The organism is Micromonospora vinacea, assembly GCF_015751785.1.
Taxonomy (GTDB): Bacteria; Actinomycetota; Actinomycetes; order Mycobacteriales; family Micromonosporaceae; genus Micromonospora; species Micromonospora vinacea.
Genome location: NZ_JADOTY010000001.1, coordinates 1124405 through 1144060, shown reverse-complemented (window position 1 = coordinate 1144060; position 19656 = coordinate 1124405). Strand labels below are relative to the sequence as shown.

General features: G+C 71.7%; 14 protein-coding genes and 1 riboswitch. Of the genes, 8 read left to right on the top strand and 6 right to left on the bottom strand.

Annotation, left to right across the window (positions count from 1 at the left end; all coding sequences use genetic code 11):
* Positions 1-45 precede the first annotated feature (45 nt).
* Both IW249_RS05510 and IW249_RS05505 read right to left on the bottom strand, forming a co-directional pair.
* Entirely contained in the window at positions 46-603 is a 558-nt protein-coding gene (locus IW249_RS05510) for a hypothetical protein (RefSeq protein WP_196919799.1), read from the bottom strand.
* A gap of 71 nt (positions 604-674) precedes the next feature.
* Positions 675-6506 (bottom strand): ThuA domain-containing protein, encoded by a 5832-nt coding sequence (locus tag IW249_RS05505; RefSeq protein ID WP_196919798.1) that lies wholly within the window; start codon positions 6504-6506, stop codon positions 675-677.
* 313 nt (positions 6507-6819) lie between these two features.
* Positions 6820-6929, top strand: a riboswitch (TPP riboswitch).
* On the opposite strand from IW249_RS05505, the gene thiE reads away from it, so the two are divergent.
* From thiE to thiC, 7 genes are all read left to right on the top strand, one after another.
* Positions 6924-7550: a thiamine phosphate synthase gene (thiE, locus tag IW249_RS05500; RefSeq protein ID WP_196919797.1), complete on the top strand. Its 627-nt coding sequence runs from the start codon at positions 6924-6926 to the stop codon at positions 7548-7550. It overlaps the preceding riboswitch by 6 nt.
* A complete protein-coding gene (thiO, locus tag IW249_RS05495; protein WP_372432934.1) occupies positions 7544-8701 on the top strand; it encodes a glycine oxidase ThiO in 1158 nt (385 codons plus the stop codon). Before thiE ends, thiO begins: the two co-directional genes overlap by 7 nt.
* A complete protein-coding gene (gene thiS / locus IW249_RS05490; RefSeq protein ID WP_196919796.1) occupies positions 8692-8892 on the top strand; it encodes a sulfur carrier protein ThiS in 201 nt (66 codons plus the stop codon). The genes thiO and thiS overlap by 10 nt, the downstream gene beginning before the upstream one ends.
* Positions 8889-9668, top strand: a complete 780-nt coding sequence (locus IW249_RS05485; RefSeq protein WP_196919795.1) for a thiazole synthase — start codon at positions 8889-8891, stop codon at positions 9666-9668. The genes thiS and IW249_RS05485 overlap by 4 nt, the downstream gene beginning before the upstream one ends.
* A gap of 65 nt (positions 9669-9733) precedes the next feature.
* Positions 9734-10468 carry a thiamine phosphate synthase gene (locus IW249_RS05480; protein ID WP_196924642.1) on the top strand — a complete coding sequence of 245 codons (735 nt, stop codon included), beginning with the start codon at positions 9734-9736 and terminating at the stop codon, positions 10466-10468.
* Positions 10465-11250 (top strand): bifunctional hydroxymethylpyrimidine kinase/phosphomethylpyrimidine kinase, encoded by a 786-nt coding sequence (gene thiD, locus IW249_RS05475; RefSeq protein ID WP_196919794.1) that lies wholly within the window; start codon positions 10465-10467, stop codon positions 11248-11250. Before IW249_RS05480 ends, thiD begins: the two co-directional genes overlap by 4 nt.
* A 17-nt stretch (positions 11251-11267) precedes the next feature.
* Positions 11268-12860 (top strand): phosphomethylpyrimidine synthase ThiC, encoded by a 1593-nt coding sequence (thiC, locus tag IW249_RS05470; protein WP_145790332.1) that lies wholly within the window; start codon positions 11268-11270, stop codon positions 12858-12860.
* Between the two features lie 188 nt (positions 12861-13048).
* Here the strand turns inward: thiC and IW249_RS05465 are convergent, their stop codons facing one another.
* The 4 genes from IW249_RS05465 to IW249_RS05450 all read right to left on the bottom strand — a co-directional run bounded on the left by IW249_RS05465 (position 13049) and on the right by IW249_RS05450 (position 18339).
* On the bottom strand, positions 13049-16219 hold the full coding sequence (locus tag IW249_RS05465; protein ID WP_196919793.1) for a hypothetical protein: 3171 nt from the start codon (positions 16217-16219) through the stop codon (positions 13049-13051).
* 76 nt (positions 16220-16295) lie between these two features.
* On the bottom strand, positions 16296-16604 hold the full coding sequence (locus tag IW249_RS05460; protein ID WP_030329959.1) for a cupin domain-containing protein: 309 nt from the start codon (positions 16602-16604) through the stop codon (positions 16296-16298).
* Positions 16601-17551 (bottom strand): LLM class F420-dependent oxidoreductase, encoded by a 951-nt coding sequence (locus IW249_RS05455; RefSeq protein WP_196919792.1) that lies wholly within the window; start codon positions 17549-17551, stop codon positions 16601-16603. The genes IW249_RS05460 and IW249_RS05455 overlap by 4 nt, the downstream gene beginning before the upstream one ends.
* Positions 17552-17553: 2 nt before the next feature.
* The gene (locus IW249_RS05450) at positions 17554-18339 is read right to left on the bottom strand and encodes an ABC transporter ATP-binding protein (RefSeq protein WP_196919791.1); all 786 of its coding nucleotides are present in this window, start codon (positions 18337-18339) and stop codon (positions 17554-17556) included.
* A gap of 270 nt (positions 18340-18609) precedes the next feature.
* Here IW249_RS05450 and IW249_RS05445 point away from each other — a divergent pair, with 270 nt between their 5' ends.
* Complete coding sequence (locus tag IW249_RS05445; RefSeq protein WP_196919790.1) at positions 18610-19641, top strand: ABC transporter substrate-binding protein; 1032 nt, start codon at positions 18610-18612, stop codon at positions 19639-19641.
* Positions 19642-19656: the final 15 nt, after the last annotated feature.

Genomic DNA, 19656 nt, shown 5'->3' with positions numbered 1-19656 from the left:
CCGGGCCGCTCGTCGCGGCCCGGCCCGGTCGTTGAATGCTGTTGGTCAGTCGGTGCGGCGGCGGCCGAAGAGCATGGCCACCCCCATCGCGGCGGCGACGAGCACGAGACCGGCCGCCGCGAACGGCCACCAACCGGTGCCCGACCCGTCGTCCACCGGCTTGGTCACCGCGACCGGCGCGGGCGCCGGCGGTGACTGCGCCGCCTTCGCCTGCACCGTGGCGGTGGCCTTGCTCTCAAGTGGAGCGGGGGAGTTCACCGACACCTTCCACGTGCCGGTGGAGAGCACTGGGCCGCTGCTGTAGAAACCCTGCCCCTCGGGCTGCGGTTCGAGCTGCATCGGCCCGACCCGCTGCCCGTCCGGGCCCGTGGCGGTGAGGACCAACCGCACCACCTGCTCCAGCCGGCGGCCATCGGCGTGGGTGGCCTGGATGGTGACGCCCTGAGCCCCGTCACCGGCCACCGTGAGTTTGAGCTTGTCGGCCTTCGCCGCCGGGGCGGCCTGAGCGGCCTGAGCGGCCTGAGCCGCCGCCGGGGCGGCGGCGGACAGGGTCAGGGCCAGTCCGACGAACACGGCGGCCAAAACCTTGCGGATACCCGTCACGGACATCTCCTCCCTACCGATGAGGGAGGCCCCTCCCCGACGCCGTAGCGCCGGGGAGGGGCCTCGTCGGATCAGAGCTGGCGACCGGGTGCCAGCCGGGTGGCATCGCCACCGAGTCGCCCGGTGCCCTTGACCGGGTCACCGTCGTTCGCCTTGACCCCGGCCTTGCTGGCCGCGCCGCCGAGCCGAACGATCATGGCGTCGGCGTCCCGGATCAGGACGTCCCGAACCTCCGCCTCGGGCACCAGGGTGGCGTCGGAGGCGAGCGTCCGGAACGCGGTCAGCTGCCGGACGGCCGCCTTGTCGTCGCCGGCCGCCTCCGACGCGCGAACAGCGTCGAGCTTGTTCGACAGCTGCTTGTGCGCCTTGGTGGAGAGCCGCCCCGTCGCCTTGAACCGGTCCAGCAGACTCTGCATGTCCCGGAACGAGGTGGTGACGAAGAACCGGACCGTCGAGGTGGTCTTGTTGCCCGCCTTGTCGGTCGCGGTCACGGTCAGCTCGTGCAGACCGAGCGACAGGTCGTACATGGCCTGCAGCGTGCCGCTGGTGTACGCCTGACCGTCGAGCTGGCCGACCACGCTCGCGATGCCCGAGGTCGGGTCGACGGCCTGCCAGGACACCCGAACGTCCTGGCTGTCGCCGTAGAGCTGTCCGTCGGCGAGACCGGACACCAGCAGCGTCGGCTTGGTGCCGTCGATGCGCAGCACCGCCGACTTCAGCGTCTCGACGTTGCCCGCCTTGTCCGTCGAGCGGAACAGCAGCTCGTGCTGCCCGTCGCCGGTCACCTCGACCGGCGTCGAGTACGGCGTCCACGCGCCACCGTCCAGCGACCACTCCACAGTCTTGACGCCGGAACCAGCGTCGGTCGCGGCCAGCACGACCGGGATGGTCCCGTTGTGCCAACCGGCGTCGTTCGCCGGAGCGAACGTCGCCGAGGTCACCGGCGCGGTGGCGTCGATCTTGACCGAGACGGTCTTGGTCGCCTCCACGTTGCCGGCCTTGTCCGTCGAGCGGAACCGAAGCTCGTGCTCGCCGTCCCCGCTGACCGCCACCGGAGCGGTGTACGCCGTCCAGGTGGTGGCCCCGTCCAACTGGTACTCGGTGCTGGCGAGCCCGCTACCGCCGGCCTCGTCGGCGCCGGTGAGCGTGATCGTCACCGGTCCGGTGTGCCACCCGTCGGTCGGGGTGCCGGAAACCGCCGCCGTGGTCACCGGCGCGGTCTCGTCGGCCACCTCCGTGCTGAGCCGGAAGTAGTCGAACGAGGCGGTCTTCGACGCCGTCTGGTTGGCGCCGAGGGTGAACAGCCCCACCTTCGGGGTGGCCCCGACCGCGCTGTTGGTCAGCGCCGTCAACGCGGTCCAGGTCGTCCCGTCGGCCGAGTACGACGCGGTGAACGTGTCGCCCGTGCGGGCCAGCCGCAGGTGCCACACCGCCGAGGTCAGGTTGCCCGCCTCGGGTTGCGGGTTCTGGACCACCCCGGCGATCTCGCTGCGGAACTCGATCCGCCGCGTCACCGCCTGGCCGGCCTGGTTGTCCGCGATGAAGTCGAACTTCAGGTAGTTGTCGTCGTCGGCCTGCACGAGCAGACCGGCCTGCTGGTACTGCTCGTTCAGCAGACTGCCGTCGACCTTCGTCTCCAGGGTCCAGTCGCCAGACGGCGCGGTCTGGAGGATGAAGTTCTTCGGCCCGGTGTTGTCGGTGCCGTAGATGTCACCGTTGGGCACGTCGATCCGCAGCGCGCCATCGGTGACCCGGTAACCGCTCGGGTCCTCCCGCGTGATGGCGTCCCACCGGCACTTGTCCAGCGTGCTGCCGGTGAACTCGTCCGACGGGTCGACCGGGCCGGCCGGAGCGTCCGGCGTGACCTGGAACGAGTCGAACGCGGCGTCGACAACCGGCGCCTCGGTGCCTCCGTTGAGCGCGAAGACCCCGATCCGCGGGTTGGTGATGCCGGCGAGCGCTGCCGAACGGCCGACCGGGGTGAAGGTCTGCCCATCGGCCGAGACGGCCGCGGTCAGGTTCGTCCCGTCGCTGGTGATCCGCAGGTACACGGTGTCACCCGCCGGTGCGGCGGTCCTGTCGTCGGCCTCGTTGCGAGGCGTGGCCGCCGTTTCCCGGATGAACTCCACCGCCCGGCTGCCGTTGTACAGCAGGTCCAGCTTGGCGTAGTTGTCGTCGTCGCCGTACACCAGAAGGCCAGCCTGCTGGTAGTTGGCCGTCACCGGCAGGGTGACCTTGGTGGTCATCTCCCACGCGCCGGTCGGGGCCGCCTGGAGCACCAGGTTGGTGGCGTCGTTGCGTGCGCCGTAGAGGTCACCCACGCCGGTGGGCAGCCGCAGCGCGCCGCCACTGAGCGAGTAGAGCTGGTTCTCCCGGATCACGCTGGTCCAGCGGTCCTTGTCGAGGCTGTTGCCGTTGAAGTCGTCCGAACGCGCCCCGAAGCAGGACGTGTCCGGAGCGTCGACCCGCACCGGCACCGTGGCGTACGACTTGGCACCCTTGCTGTCGGTCACCGTGAGGGTGGCCGTGAAGGTACCCGGGCTGGTGTAGGTGTGGCTGGCGTCCAGTGTGGTCGCCGAGCCTCCGTCACCGAAGTCCCAGGCGTACGTCAGCGGGGTGTCGCCCTCGGCGTCGGTGGCCGTGCCGTCGAAGGCGACGGTGACCGGCGCGGTGCCGGTGGCCGGGGTGGCCGTGGCGCTGACCGTCGGCGGCCCGTTCTCGGTGACACCGCGGCCGACGAAGTCCATCCAGTTGACGTTGAACAGCGAACCCGTTCCGCCGTTCGGGTCGCGGGCCAGGAAGTACAGCGAGCCGCTCGCCGCGCCGGTGACCGGTGCGCTCACGTCCGTGTACGTCTGCCACGCGCCGGTCGACGGTACGACGGCCGTGGCGACCACCGGTCCGTCCACCGCACCCGCGCGGACCTCGATCCGACCGCCAGCGGCGGCGGAGGCGGCCCGGAACCGGATCTCGGTGATGTTGGTCAGGTCCGCCGGGGCGAGCGACCACCAGTCGCCGTCCTCGATGAACGCGACGCTCTGGCCGCCGCCGGCGGTGTCGGCGCCGGCCTCCCGCTGCACGCCGGCGTCGCCGCCGCCGGTGCTCACCGGTGCGCGCCCGGTGGCGGTGAAGAACTCGGCCTGCTTGCGCTTGGGCTGGAGCACCTCGATCGCGCGGCCGGTGAGCGGGCTGGCCCCGCCGGTCCCGCCACCGTCGGTGTAGGTGGCCTCGAAGACCGCGAAGACGTTCGCCTCGGCGCCGTGCCCGGAGGCGAGCGACGTCTGCACGGTGCCGCTGCAGCCGGTGTGCTGCTCCAGTGGGTGGGCGTGCTCGTCGTGGCCGAGCAGCACCTGGAGGTTGACCTTGGCGCAGTCGATCTGCCCGTCCTCCGGGTCGGTCACCTTGATTGAGTAGCGGACCTGGTCACCCCACTCGAAGAACCCACCGTCCGGCGGGAACTCGATGGTCACCGTCGGGGACGTGTTGCCCACTGTGACCGGCACGTTGGCCACCGCGGTACGGCCCTTGGGGTTGGTGACGGTGAGCTGGGCGGTGTAGTTGCCCGCCGTGGCGTACGTGTGGGTCGGGTTCGCCTCGGTGGAGGTCTGCCCGTCGCCGAAGGCCCAGGCGTAGGTGAGAGTGCCACCGTCCGGGTCCCGGGATCCGGCGCTGGAGAATTCGACAGTCAACGGCGCGGCGCCCGACGTCGGGGTCGCGGACGCCGCCGCGATCGGCGCGCGGTCACCGGCGGTGTAGTCGATCCGGTAGACGCCGGAGTTGTCGTTGTTGCCGCCGAAGCCGCTGCCCCACTCGATCAGGTACAGCGCGCCGTCCGGGCCGAACTCGAAGTCCATCGGCCGGACCATGCTCATGCCGGTGAGCAGCTGGTTGATGTCCACCAACGACTTGCCGTCGGGGGTCACCTGCATGGTGTACATCTTGTTCTGGTTCCACTCACCGAGCAGAGCCTTGCCGTCGTAGTACGCCGGCCACTTGCGGTTGGAGTTGAGGTCGGCGTCGTACCGGTAGACCGGGCCGCCCATCGGGGCGCCGCCGCCGCCGATCTCCGGGTAACGCGCGTCACCGGCGTACCCGTAGTCGACGGTCGCAGGGACCACCGGCGGGAGGTTGGTCAGGCCCGTGTTGTTGGGCGAGTTGTTCACCGGCGCGGCGCAGTCGAACTTCGCGCCGCTCGGCCCGGACGGGAACGTGTAGTCGTTGTACGCCTCGTTCGTGCCCGTGCAGTACGGCCAGCCGTAGTTGCCCGGGGTGACGATGTTCCACTCGACCAGACCGCGCGGGCCCCGGTTCGGGTTGTCCGCGTTGGCGTCCGGCCCGTAGTCCGCGACGTACAGCGTGTTGGTCTTCGGGTCGGTGCCGATCCGGAACGGGTTGCGGAAGCCCATCGCGTAGATCTCGGGACGGGTCTTCTCGGTGCCCGGCGCGAAGAGGTTACCGGCCGGAACGGTGTACGTCCCGTCGTCCTCCGGGTGGATCCGGATCACCTTGCCGCGCAGGTCGTTCGTGTTGGCCGAGGTGCGCTGCGCGTCGTAGTCCTGGCGCCCCGCCCGCTCGTCGATCGGCGTGTACGAGTTCGACTCGAACGGGTTGGTGTTGTCACCGGTGGCCAGGTAGAGGTTGCCTGCGCCGTCGAAGGTCATGCTGCCGCCGGCGTGGCAGCAGGTGTTGCGCTGGGTGTCGACCCTCAGCACCTGCTTCTCGCTTGCCGGGTCGATGGTGTCACCGGTCACCGTGAACCGGGACAGCAGGTTGCGGGTGACCCCGTCGTTCGGGGCGTAGTACAGGTACACCCACTTGTTGGTGGCGAAGTCCGGGTCGAGCCGGATGCCGATGAGGCCGTCCTCGTTGCCGGTGAAGACGTCCAGGTCGACGGCGGTGACGGTGTTGCCGGTGTCCGGCTTCACGATCTGCACGCGACCGTCGCGCTCGATGTAGAAGACCCGCCCGTCGGGGGCGATGTCCAACTCCATCGGGTTGCTGGTGTTGCTGTCCAGCGTGACCTTCTCGAAGTTCGAGGTCTTCGAGGCGCCGCAGTCGGCGTTCTCGACACCGGCTGCGGTGCGGATGCCGCCGAGCAGGTGGGAGAGGAACTCGGGCTCCGCGTACGACTCCCGGGTGTGCCCGCCTCCCGTGTACCAGGAGCGGCCACCGTCGTAGTCCTGGCACCAGGCGATCGGGTGGTCCGCACCCATCGCACCGGCGCCGGCGGTGTAGCTCTTCTCGTCCAGGCTGGCCAGCACGTGCACGTCCGGCCGGGGGTTGGTCTGGTAGTTGTACCACTCGTCGAACCGGGACCAGCGGTCCGGCAGTCCGGCCGTGGACGGGTGGGCGTGGTCCTCCACCTTGACCGTGGCCTGCTGGTTCTGCGGGTGGTTGGCGAAGTACGCGCCGACCAGGTCGCCGTACCAGGCCCAGCTGTACTCGGTGTCCGACGCGGCGTGGATGCCGACGTAACCGCCGCCGGCCTTCACGTAGCGCTCGAACGCTGCCTGCTGGTCGGCGTTGAGCACGTCACCGGTGGTGGAGAGCCAGATCACCGCCTTGTACTTCGCCAGGTTGGCGTCGTTGAATGCGGCGCCGTCCTCGGAGTTGTCCACTGTGAATCCGTTGTCGACGCCGAGCTGCTGGATGGCGGCGATGCCGGTGGGGATGGAGTCGTGCCGGAAGCCGGCGGTCTTGGAGAAGACGAGGACGGAGAAGGGATCGGCTGCGGCCTTTGGCGCCTTCGGCGCCACCTGGCTGACCGGGGCTGCGGCCTTCGCATCCCGTGGGGGGACCTGGGCGGCCGCCTGGGCGGGCGCGCCGAACAGGGTGGTCGAGGCCATGGCCAGGGAGATCAGGGTTGCGGTGATGGGTACGCGGGCACGACGAGAACGGGACACGCCGCCTCCTGTGTCGTAGTTGACAGGGCTCGCGGGAGTCGGCTCGCCGAAGGCCGTCCCTGATGGAGTCGGTGGTCACACCGTGCCAGGGTGTCCCCACCGACATTTTGTCGAATCGCTGAACAAATTAATTCGGCTGGTTCGATGTCGGGCAAGATGCGGACGGGTAACGGTTCTGCAACGGCGTGCGACATTCCGAACAGGACCGCATGAAGTGCCCCATGGATCTTGATCGTTGTGGCGTGGTCCGGCCCGCCGGCTGCCGTCGACCCCGCGCCTTGGCAGGCCGGCGGATCTGTCGTACGGTGACACGCAAGTAACCCACGGGAGCCCGGTGTACCGGGCTGAGAGGGGGGCTGACAGCCCCCGACCGTTGAACCTGATCCGGGTAATGCCGGCGCAGGGAGGAGCGTTGCCGTGCCGTCCCTGGGGCGATTGCATCTCATCACCGACACCCGACCCGGCCGCGACCCACTCGCAGTGGTTCGCGCCGCCCTCACCGTGGCCCACGCCGACCTGGTGGTGCAGGTCCGGGTCGAGGATTCCGCCACCGACCGCGAGGCGTACGACCTGACCCGGCGGGTGCTGGCGCTCTGCACGCCGTACGGTGCGACCTGCCTGGTCAACGACCGGTTGCACGTGGCGCTGGCGGTGGGCGCCGCCGGTGGGCACGTCGGCGCCGACGACCTGCCGGTCGCCGCCGCTCGCCGGGTGCTCGGCCCCACCGGCGTGCTGGGCGCCACCGCCCGCGCGCCCGACCCGGCGCGCCAGGCCGTCGCGGCGGGCGCCAGCTACCTCGGCGTCGGGCCGTGCCACACCACCAGCACCAAGACCGGCCTGCCGGACCCCATCGGACCCGCCGGGGTACGCGCCGTCGTCGACGCCGTCGACGTCCCGGTCATCGCGATCGGCGGAGTGACAGCCGCCCGGGTACCGGCGCTGCGGGCCGCCGGGGCGTACGGGGTGGCGGTGGTCGGTGCGGTCTCCGCCGCCGCCGACCCGGCACTGGCGACCGCCGAGCTGATCGAGGCCCTGACGTGCTGACCGGCCGGTCCCCGTCATCGCCGTCGAGCGACCGGGCCCGGCCGGACGTGGCAGTGGTGGGGGCGGGGCCGATCGGGCTGGCCATTGCCTGGCGCTGCGCCGCGCGGGGGCTGCGGGTGGTGGTGCACGATCCGGCACCCGGCTCGGGGGCGTCGGCGGTCGCCGCCGGCATGCTCTCCCCGGTCGCCGAGGCGTACTTCGGTGAGCGGCAGCTGACCGGCTTGCTGCTGGCGTCCGCCGCCCGCTGGCCGGCGTTCGCCGCCGAGCTGACCGAGGCGACCGGGGTCGAGATCGGCTACCGGACCGAGGGCACCCTGATGGTCGGGCTCACCGGCGACGACCTGGCCGAGGCGCGCCGGCTGTGGGCGTACCAGCAGGGGTTGGGCCTGCCCGTGACGCCGCTGCGCCCCAGTGAGCTGCGCGACCGCGAACCGGCGCTCGCCCCGCGGGTGCGTGGTGGCGCGTTCGCGCCCACCGACCACCAGGTCGACCCCCGGCTGCTGGTGCCGGCGCTGCGCACGGCCGCGCAGCGGGCCGGCGCGGTGCTCGTGCCACAGCCGGTCCGGCAGCTGTCCGACGTGGACGCGCAGGTCACAGTGGTCGCCGCCGGCCGCGGGGCCGCCGCGCTCACCGGCCTGCCCGTGCGGCCGGTGAAGGGCCAGATCCTCCGACTCCGCGCGTCCGACGGCGTCGCGCCGGGCTTCCGGCACGTGATCCGGGGGTACGCCGACGGCGAGCACGTCTACCTGGTGCCCCGCACCGACGGTGAGGTAGTGCTCGGCGCGACTGTCGAGGAGCGCTCCGACACCACTGTCACCGCCGGCGCCGTGCAGCGGCTGCTGCGCGCCGGGATCGACCTGCTGCCCGAACTGGCCGAGTACGACCTGGTCGAGGCGGTCGCCGGCCTGCGCCCGGGCACCCCGGACAACGCGCCGGTCCTCGGGCCGCTGCCCGACCGACCCGACGTCCTGGCCGCCACCGGACACCACCGGCACGGCATCGTGCTCACCCCGATCACCGCCGACCTGATCGCCGACCTGGTGCTCGGCGGCGTACCCGACCCGCTGCTCGCGCCCTTTCGCGCCGACCGCTTCGGCGCTGCCGCGTTGGGCCGAACTGAACCGACGATGGAGGGGGACCTGTGGAGTTGACGGTGAACGGGACCGGGCGCAGCGTCGCCGCTGGCGCGTCAGTGGCGGACCTGGTCCGCGACCTCGTGCCGCACCCCCGTGGGGTGGCGGTCGCTGTCAACGGCGAGGTGGTGCCCCGGACCGGCTGGCCGGCCCGGTCGCTGCGCGACGGTGACCGGGTCGAGGTGCTCACCGCGGCGCAGGGCGGGTGAGCGCCGTGCCGTTCGAACTGGGTGGGCAGACCTTCACCTCGCGGCTGATCCTCGGCACCGGCGGCGCCGCGAACCTGCACATGTTGGAGCAGGCGATCCGGGCGTCCGGTACCGAGCTGGTCACACTGGCGCTGCGCCGGGTGGGCACGGCGCCGGGCTCCACCGGCGGTCTGCTGGAGCTGCTGGACCGGTGCGGAGTACGCCTGCTGCCGAACACCGCCGGCTGCCACACCGCCACCGAGGCGGTGAAGGTGGCCCGGCTGGCCCGGGACGCGTTCGACACCGACTGGGTCAAGCTGGAGGTGATCGGCGACGAGCGGACCCTCCTGCCCGACGGGGTGGAGTTGCTCCGCGCCGCCGAGGAGTTGGTCGCCGACGGGTTCACAGTGCTGCCGTACACCAGCGACGACCCGGTGCTCGCCCGTCGCCTCGCCGACGTGGGCTGCGCCGCGGTGATGCCAGCCGGCTCGCCGATCGGTTCGGGGCTCGGCATCGGCAACCCGCACCACATCCGACTCATCCGGCAGGGTGTGGACGTGCCGGTGATCCTCGACGCCGGGATCGGCACCGCGTCCGACGCGGCCCTGGCCATGGAGCTGGGCTGTGACGGGGTGCTGCTGGCGAGCGCTGTCACCCGGGCGGCCGACCCGGTGGCGATGGCCACCGCGATGCGGTTGGCGGTCGAGGCCGGCCGACTGGCCGCCGGCGCGGGCCGGATCGCCCGCCGCTTCCACGCGCTCGCCTCCACCCCCGACGAGGGAAGACCCGAGCTGTGACCGGGTTGGTGCCGCCCGCAGATCTTGGAAGCAGTCTGCCCCTGGAGAGGCCCATTCCTTCCAAGATTCCGTCTGGGGTAGTTGTTCTTACCGATCGGCTGGTCGCTCGCGCTCGGCTCGACCGGGCTATCGCGGGAGCTGTGGCCGGGGGAGTGCGCTGGGTGGTGCTGCGGGAGAAGGACCTGCCGCGCGCCGAACGTGCCGCCCTCGCCGCCGAACTGCGGGCGATCCTCGCCGACGTCGACGGGACCCTCATCGTGGCCGGCCCCGACCCGCTCGGCGGCGACGCCGTGCACCTGCCCGCCGCCGGCCCGTACCCGCCGCCGACCCACGGTCTGGTCGGCCGCTCCTGCCACCACCAGACCGAGCTGAACCGCCTGACCACCGAGCACTACGCCACCGTCTCCCCAATCTGGCCCACAAGGACAAAACCCGGTTACGGCCCACCCCTGGGACCGGACGGCCTGCGAAAGCTTGTCGACTCCAGCCCCGTGCCGCTGCTGGCGCTGGGCGGAGTCGAAACCCCGGACCAGGTAACCGCCTGCGTCCAAGCAGGAGCCACCGGAGTAGCCGTACTGGGCGCACTCATGCGCGCCACGAACCCGGCAGAGACAGCCGCCACCCTGACCAGCGCCTTCAAAGAGGCGGTCACCCCTGTGCTGACCCAAACCCGGCGCGGGGTCACCCAGGTCTCCACGTCAGGGCTGCGGCCGACCGTGCCCACGCAGGGATCAAGCCTGACCGCCCGGAGTGGGCACGGTCGGCCGCAGCCCCAAACCGCAACCAAGGAGGAGAAGTGACCCCGAGCACCATCCTCACCATCGCCGGCTCGGACTCCGGCGGCGGCGCAGGCATCCAGGCCGACCTCAAGGTCTTCGCCGCGCTGGGCGCGTACGGCACCAGCGTCCTCACGGCGGTCACCGCGCAGAACACCAGGGGTGTCGACGCGGTGCTGCCGCTACCCCCGCGCACCGTCACCGAGCAGTTGGACAGCGTGCTCACCGATTTCACGGTCTGCGCGGTGAAGACGGGGATGCTCGGCACCCCGGCGATCGCGGACGTGGTTGCCGAGGCGGCCCGGGACGGTCGGCTGCCTCAGCTCGTCGTCGACCCGGTGCTGGTCGCCACGAGTGGTCACCGGCTCGGCGTGGTGGGCGCGGTGGAGCGGCTGCTGCCGTACGCCACTGTCGCGACCCCGAACTGCGCGGAGGCGGCGGCGATCACCGGACGCCCGGTGGACGACGTGGCCGCGATGGTCGTGGCCGCCGAGGCCCTGGTGGCCGGCGGCCCGGAGTACGTGGTGGTCACGGGCGGTGACCTGGACGGGGGCGAAGCGGTCGACGTGCTGCACGGCGGCGGGGTCACCACGGTGTTGCGCGCACCCCGGGTGCCCACCCGGCACACCCACGGCACCGGGTGCTCGTTCTCGGCGGCGATCGCGGTGCGGCTCGGTCTGGGCGATCCGGTGCCGGCCGCGGTGGGGGCCGCCAAGGAGTACGTGCTCCGTGCGCTGACCGGCGCGCGGGGTTGGGAGCTGGGAGCGGGGCGCGGACCGCTGAACCACTTCGGCTGGTCCGCTTGATCACCAGGGAGGCTGTCATGCACGCACGAGGCAAGGTGTACGTCGAGGGTTCGCGGCCGGATGTCCGGGTGCCGTTCGCGGAGGTGGGGCTGACCGGGGACCTGCCGCCGGTGCGGCTCTACGACACGTCAGGTCCCGGGTCGGACCCGGAGGTGGGGCTGCCGCCGCTGCGCGGGCCGTGGATCGCCGAGCGGGGTGACGTGGCACCGGTGCGGGGTGCGGGCACGCCGTTGGCAGGGGTGGACGGTCGCCGGCCCACCCAGCTCGCGTACGCGCGGGCCGGGGTGGTGACGCCGGAGATGGAGTTCGTGGCGATCCGGGAGAACGTCGACCCGGAGCTCGTGCGAGCCGAGATCGCCGCCGGTCGGGCGGTCCTCCCGCTCAACGTCAACCACCCGGAGTGCGAGCCGGCGATCATCGGCAAGGCGTTCCTGGTCAAGGTGAACGCCAACATCGGCACCTCGGCGGTCAGCTCGTCGGTCGCCGAGGAGGTGGAGAAGCTGACCTGGGCCACCCGCTGGGGCGCGGACACCGTGATGGACCTGTCCACGGGCAAGCGGATCCACGAGACCCGTGAGGCGATCGTGCGGAACTCCCCGGTACCGATTGGAACGGTGCCGATCTACCAGGCGCTGGAGAAGGTCGGCGGCGACCCGGTGAAGCTGAGCTGGGAGGTGTTCCGGGAGACCGTGATCGAGCAGGCCGAGCAGGGCGTGGACTACATGACGGTGCACGCCGGGGTGCTCCTGCCGTACGTGCCGCTGGCAGTGGACCGGGTCACCGGGATCGTTTCCCGCGGCGGTTCGATCATGGCGGCGTGGTGCCTGGCGCACCACGAGGAGAACTTCCTCTACACCAACTTCGAGGAGCTGTGCGCGCTGCTCGCGCGCTACGACGTGACGTTCTCCCTCGGTGACGGGCTGCGCCCCGGCTCGATCGCCGACGCCAACGACGAGGCGCAGTTCGCCGAGCTGCGCACCCTCGGCGAGCTGACGAAGATCGCCTGGGCGTACGACGTCCAGGTGATGATCGAGGGCCCCGGCCACGTGCCGATGCACAAGATCAAGGAGAACGTGGACCTTCAGCAGGAGTGGTGCCACGAGGCGCCCTTCTACACGCTCGGTCCGCTGACCACCGACATCGCGCCCGCGTACGACCACATCACCTCGGCGATCGGCGCCGCGATGATCGGCATGTTCGGCACCGCGATGCTCTGCTACGTCACGCCGAAGGAACACCTCGGCCTGCCGGACCGGGACGACGTGAAGGCGGGTGTGATCGCGTACAAGATCGCGGCGCACGCGGCGGACCTGGCCAAGGGACACCCCGGCGCGCAGGCCTGGGACGACGCCCTGTCGAAGGCGCGATTCGAATTCCGCTGGGAGGATCAGTTCAACCTCTCACTGGACCCGGAGACGGCGCGCTCGTACCACGACGCGACCCTGCCCGCGGAGCCGGCGAAGACCGCGCACTTCTGCTCGATGTGCGGCCCGAAGTTCTGCTCCATGAAGATCACCCAAGAGCTCAAGGAGTACGCGGCACGTGGCATGAAGGACAAGTCGGAGGAGTTCGTCTCCGGCGGCAGTCGGGTCTACCTACCGCTCGCCTGACCCTCGCCAGGGTGCGACGCCCCCGTGGCGCCCCGGTGTTGCGGGGGTGTCGCGGGGTGATCGACTCGGGTTCATTGATGTCGCGGTGTCCGGCTGCGTGGGATAGCCCGATATCAGTGAACCCGAGTCGATCAGCGGCGACCGGTCAGTGCGTGTGTGCGCTACGTGGTGAAGTCAGTGACGGTGGGTCACTCGCGGTGGTGTCGACCGGTGGAGCGCAACGACCGGCGGCCATTCTCCTGCTCGGGCTCGTTGTCCGACACCGGCTTGCTCAGGCCGGCGACCCAGTCGACGAATTCCTCGTCCTGGGTCGCCAGCGGCTCCGCTTCGTCCGACGTCTTCGGGCTCTCCTCGTCCGCGCGGGACCGGTTGCGGCGGAACAACCCGCCGAGCCGCCCTCGCCGAGAGGACTGCTCGGCCACCTTCGGCGGCGTCGCCGCTGCGGCGTCGTCAGGCGCCGGATCGCCGCTGCCGGTATCGGCGCTGGTGGTGGCGGCACCCGAGGGTGCGTCCACCGTGGCCGGGAACTCCGACGGGCCCGGGCGTTCGGCGGGAGCGGTCGTCTCGCTGGCTTCGGTCGGCGCTGTGCGTGCCGTCGAGCTGTCCGGTGACCCCGCCGAACCGCCGCGCCGAGAGGTGTCGAATGCGTTCCAGGTGCCGGCTCGGCTCAGGTCCGGCAACGGTGCCCGGTGCCGGGGCCTGGGCGTCGGCCCGGTGGGCTCGTCGGAACTGCTCGGCCCCTCCGGTGCCGGTGCCCCCGGCTCGGAGGCCTGCGGTGGCACCGTCCAGGTCGAGGTGACCGGCCAACCCGACGGCGCGGGCGTCCAGCGGCCGGCGTCCGGGTCACTGGCGGCGGTGGACTCGAACAATCCGGCGGTGGGAACGCCCTCGGCGGCGGGCCGCGCACTGTCGGTGTCACCAGCCCCGGCGATTGCAGAATCACTGGTCGCGTCGGCCGCTGTTGCCTTGCTGCCGGTCTTCCGGGCGCGCGGGGTGGCTTCCGCGCCAGTGTGGCCGGTCGCCGTGGTCGGTACCGCCGGTGCTCGCGTCGCCCCGGTTGTGGTGGTCGGTGCTTGTGTCGCCCCGGTTCCGGTTCCGGTCTCAGTGGTCGGGGTCGGGGTGGCGTCGGTTGCCGTGGCCGGGGACTCCGGGTTGGCCGGCACCTGCGTCGCGCCGGCTTCGGCGGTCACCGAGGCGGCCGGCGCTTGCTTCGAGCCGGCGGCGGGCGTGGCCGGTGCTCGCTTCGCGCCGGTAGCGGTGGTGCGGGCTGCTGGCGTGCCGGCGGCAGCAGTCGAGGTGACCTCGGAGGTCGAGCTCGACCGCCCACCCTGGCCCCCCTGAGTGGGTACCGGAGTGTCGGTCGCCGCGTCGGAGCTGCTGCTGTCGGCGGACCCGCCCGGCTTGGTGCCCTTCGTGGCGCGGCCGGTGGTCGTCTCGCGGCTGACCGTCTCGTCGGCGGTCGTCTCGCGGGTGGTCGTCTCGTCGGCGGTTGCCGAATCGACAGGGGGCGTGTCGTCGGCCACGTCGGAGGCGGCGGCGTCCGGGGTGGCTTTCGACTTACGGGTCCGTCGCGGTTTGATCGTCGGCGGTGCCTCGGGCGTGCCGTGGTCGGCCGTGCCCGTGCTGGTCGGGCCCGTGGCCGTGCTGGTCGGGCCCTTGCTCGTGCTGGTCGGGCCCGTGTCCGTCGGGGTCGTGCCCTTGGCGGCGGTGACAGGGCTGGGAGCGCCAGTGCCGGTGGGGGATGCGCTGGCCTCCGTGCCGCTGCCCGTGCTGGTCGCGGCTGGGCTGGTCCGGGCCGCGCCGGCCCGTGCCGTGCTGCCGGTGGTGGGGATCGGCTCGGCCGAGCTGATCGGCGCGCCGGACGCGGCCGAGCTGGTGGTGCCAGTACCGAGTGCATCCGTGCTGCTCGGGACTGCGGTGCTGGCGGACTTGCGGGTGGTGCGCCCACCGGTCGACCTCGCGCTCGTGTCCGTCGCCGCGCTGCCGCTCGTGTCCGTCGCCGCGCTGCCGCTCGGTTCGTCGGCCGCACGGCCACCCGTCGGGGTCGCGGCGTCGGCGCGTCCGGCCGTGGCGCTGGCCGAGGTGACGTCGGCGCTGGCCGAGGGCTCGGTCGTGGCCGGGACATCATCCCGTTGCGCCGGGGGAGTCTGCCCCGCAGAGGTGAACTCACCGGTCGGCGCGGTCAGCCAGGCCGCCGGCTGAGTCGACGCGGCGGGAGTCGAAGCGGTGGGAGTGGACGCGGTGGGAGCCGGGCCGTGCTGGCCGCTCGCTGTGGTCTCCGGCCAGTCCCAGTGGGCCGGGACGGTGCGTACGCCATCGGGGTTGCCCGCTGCCCACGGACCCGCAACGACGCCGCCGGGCTGCGCGGTGGCCAGCTCGGCGTTCGTCGTCTCCGTGTCGGTGCGCTCGGCGGTGTCCCGGTCGTTCGCCGCGCCGGGCAGCGGCGGGCCGGCGGGCAGCGGGCGCAGGATGGCGGTGGGCTCTATCGCCTGCGGATCGGCGGTACGGGTGCCCGTCGGCCACCGCAGCAGCGCGGCGGCGGCCGCGCCGAGAGCTCCGGCGAGGATCGCGATCAACGAGCCGTAGTAGGGGGTGGCCTGGTAGCGGTCCACCGCGTCGCCGGGACCGGCGGTCAGGTAGGCGAACGCCACCAGCACCGGACCGGCCACCCCGGTGGCCCCGCTGACCAGTGCGGCCTGGCCCCGCCACCGGGCCAGCCCGGCGGTCGCCGCGCCGGCCAGTAGCGCCACTGTGGGCAGCAGGAGCGGCGCCAGCCGCTGTGCGGCGGCGGCATCGAGCCAGCTCGGCTCCAGTACGCCGAGGCGGACGGTCGGCAGTGGGCCGGCCGTGCCGAGCGACGGCAGGACGGAGATCAGGGCCAGCAGCCAGACCGCGCCGGCCACGACCGCGACGTTCCAGCCCAGCTCGGGCCGGAACAGGACGGCGATCGCCGCGCCCGCCCCGATCACCGCACCGACCATGGCGCAGATGCCCACCGCCCAGACCGGGTCGACGGAGATCAGCTCTGCGGCGCGGGCGGGCTGCATGCAGAGCGGGGCGATGACTGTGGCGCCGAGCGCCGCCGCGGCCCCGACCGCCAACTGCCGGGCGGTGCTGGCTGCCGGGACGTCGCGGCGGGCGAGACGTCCGGTCAGGACCGCACCGGCGACGGCGGCGTTCGCGGCGAACCAGCCCACCCAGACGAGCTGGGCCGGCCACTGGTTGACGGTCGTGCCGGTGAATGCGCCGGTCAGGCGGACGATGCCGAAACCGTATGCGACGCCGAGCTGGCCGGCTCCGGCCAGCACGCTCACCCCGAGCGCCGTGAGCAGCAGTCTGCCCCAGGTCCGAAAGGCCATGTCCGGCACGTTACGCACCTGGTACACCCGATCGCCAACGGCGCGCCGCGCGGCACGCCGGTGGCCATCGGCGGGTCTACTTGAGTTCGACCAGCCGGGCGAGGTAAGTCGTATCCCCGACATTGGTCAGCATGTGCACCGCGCCCGGGTCCCGGTAGACCACTCCGCCGGTGGGCTCGTCGGCGTCGATCCGGGTGCCGTCGACGGTCTGTACGACGTTCTTGGCGCCCTCGATCGCCACCACCAGGTAGGGGTGGTCGTGCCGGTGCAGCGGCTGCCGCTCGCCCGGTTCGAGCCGGATGTGCCAGACCCGGACCCGGTCGTTCTCGTACACGATCTCCTGACCCACCGGTCCGAGTTCGGTTCCGTCGATCACGTCGGTCATCGTGCTCCGTCCAGTTGGGGCAGCACCTCGGCGGCGATCAGCTCAAGGTGGTCGAGATCGTCGAAGTCGATCAGGCGTAGGTGGACCCGGGTGGTGCCGATCGCGGCGAACTCACCGATCCGCTGCGCGAGTTGCGCGGGGGAGCCGACCACCGGGTCCTCCGGTGGCAGCGCGCTCTTCTCGTGCAGGGGCGCGGCCCGACGCTGGGCCTCGGCGTCGGTCCGGCCGATGGCGACGACGATCCCGGCGGAGAGCACCAGCGGGTCGCGCCCGGACTCCGTCCGTCCGGTGCGCTCACACGCCTCGCGCACCCGGTCGTACGCCTCGGCGGTGGCCGCCACGGACTTGAACGGCATGTTGAACTCGTCGGCGTACCGGGCGGCCAGTTCCGGTGTGCGCTTGGGCCCGCGCCCGCCCACGATGATCGGCGGGCCGGGCACCTGCACGGGCTTGGGCAGGGCGGGAGCGTCCACCAGCCGGTAGTGGTCGCCGGTGTAGCTGTAGGTCTCGCCGGGCGGGGTTCCCCACAACCCGGTGATCACCTCAAGCTGTTCGGCGAGCCGGTCGAAGCGCTCGCCGACCGGCGGGAACGGGATGCCGTACGAGGTGTGCTCGCGCTCGTACCAGCCGGCCCCGATGCCCAGGTCGACCCGTCCACCGCTCATCTGGTCGACCTGCGCGACCATCACGGCGAGGGGACCGGGCAGGCGGAACGTGGCCGACGTCACCAGGGTGCCGAGCCGGATCCGCTCGGTCTCCCGGGCCAGCGCGGCGAGGGTCAACCAGGCGTCCGTCGGGCCGGGCAGGCCCGGGTCCGCGCCCATCGACTGGTAGTGGTCGGCGCGGAGGAAGCCCTCGTAGCCGCAGGCCTCGACCAGCCGGGCGAACCGGAGCTGGGTGTCGTAGCTGGCGCCACGGTTCGGCTCGGTGAAGACCGACACCCGCATGGTCAGTGTCCTTCCGCGCCGGCGGTCGCCGGCTGCTCGCGTTCCATCAGCAGTTCGTGCAGGTCGGCGCTGACCTGGGCGACGTCGGCCAGGTGGGCGTTGCGGCCCAGGGTGCGGGGCCGGGGGATGGTCACGTCGACGACCTTGCGGATCCGGCCGGGGCGGGGGCTCAGCACGACCACCCGGTCGGCGAGCAGCACCGCCTCGTCGATCGAGTGGGTGACGAAGACGATCGTCGGCTTGTTCTCCATGTGGACCCGCTGGAGCTCGCCGGAGAGTTCCTCGCGGGTGAGCGCGTCCAGCGCGGAGAACGGCTCGTCCATCAGCATCACCCGGGGCTCACCGATCAACGACCGGCACAGCGACACCCGCTGCTGCATGCCGCCGGAGAGTTCGTGCGGCAGCCGCTTCTCGAAGCCGGCCAACCCGGCCACGTCGAGCAGTTGCCGGGCCCGCTCCCGGTGCTTGGCGCGGCCCCAGCCGAAGACCTCCACGGGCAGCAGGACGTTGTCCAGCACGCTGCGCCAGGGCAGCAGCGCCGGCTTCTGGAACAGCATCGCGATGTCCTGGCGAGGGCGGGTGATCGGCGTACCGGCGACGGTGATCTCACCGGCGGTCAGTGGGAGCAGCCCGGCGATCAGTCGCAGCAGCGTGGACTTGCCACAGCCGGAGCGGCCCAGCACGGCGACGAACTCGCCCTCGGCGACGTCGAGGTCGATGCCGCGCAGCGCTTCCACCCGGCCGGATCGGCCCTCGAAGGTACGGGACACCCCGGACAGTCGGATCATCTCCGGCGTACCTCCGCTGAGTCGACGGTCAGGAATCCGACAAAGGCTAACCGCCCGGTTGAGGTATGGCACCGGCTGGGGTGGTCGTCAGGTTGTTTCCGTTCCGCAACCCGATACGCCTGGCGTCGCAACTGTGGGTTTCTCGTACGCTGTGCCCGCGAAGAGTCCCCCCACGACGGCGGCGTCCGGCTTCCACCCCTCCCGCCGGCCCGTCACGACAACCCCCTCCGGTGGCCTGCCGGCCCCGGTCGGAAAGGACATGGTGCACTGATGAGAAGGCTGACCCGTACGGTCGCTACGGCCGCGCTGGCCACCGCCCTCGCCCTTGTCTCCGCCTGCAGCAGCGGGTCGGATTCGGCCGACGATGCCAAGGGCGGCGACGGCAAGACGCTGGAGAAGGTGACCTACCTCACCTCGTTCGGTAACTTCGGCCGTGACTCCTACGCCTGGGTGGCGAAGGACAAGGGCTTCTTCAAGGAAGCCGGCTTCGAGGTCGAGATCAAGGCCGGTCAGGGCACCGGTGGCGTGATCCAGACCGTCGTCGGCGGTCAGGCCGACTTCGGCCCGATCGACCTCACCGGCGGCCTGCTCCAGCTCGGCAACGGCCAGGCGAAGGACTTCACCGCGGTGGCCGCGATCCAGCAGCGCACCATGGCGGGCATCGCCACCGTCGAGGGCAAGAACATCAGCTCTCCGAAGGACCTGGAGGGCAAGAAGCTCGCCGACACCCCCGGTTCCGTGGTCCGCAACCTCTTCCCGACGTACGCCCGGCTCGCCGGCGTGGACGCGACCAAGGTGACCTGGGTCAACGGTGAGGCGCAGAACCTGATCGGCACGCTGGCCTCCGGGTCGGTGGACGGCATCGGTCAGTTCGTCGTCGGTCAGCCGACGATCGAGGCGGCGGCCAAGAAGAAGGCCGTCATGCTGCCGTACAGCAACGTGATGCAGGACCTCTACGGCAACGTGCTGATCACCTCCTCGAAGACCGCCAAGGAGAAGCCCGAGATGGTGAAGCGGTTCACCGCGGCGCTGCTCAAGGGCCTGGAGTACAGCCTGGCGAACTCCAAGGAGGCCGCCGACATCCTGAAGAAGAACGTCGACGCCACCAACCCGGTCTCCGCCGCCGCCGAGCTGGAGCTGATGGCCGCGTACGTCCGTTCCGGCAACACCGGCACCGCGATCGGCACCCTGGACAGCGGTCGGGTCGCCAAGAGCATCGCCATCCTGCAGGGCGCCGGTGCGCTGAAGCAGAACATCACCCCCGAGCAGATCATCGACTTCAGCCTCGCGCCGAAGGCCTGATCGTCCGGTCGTCAT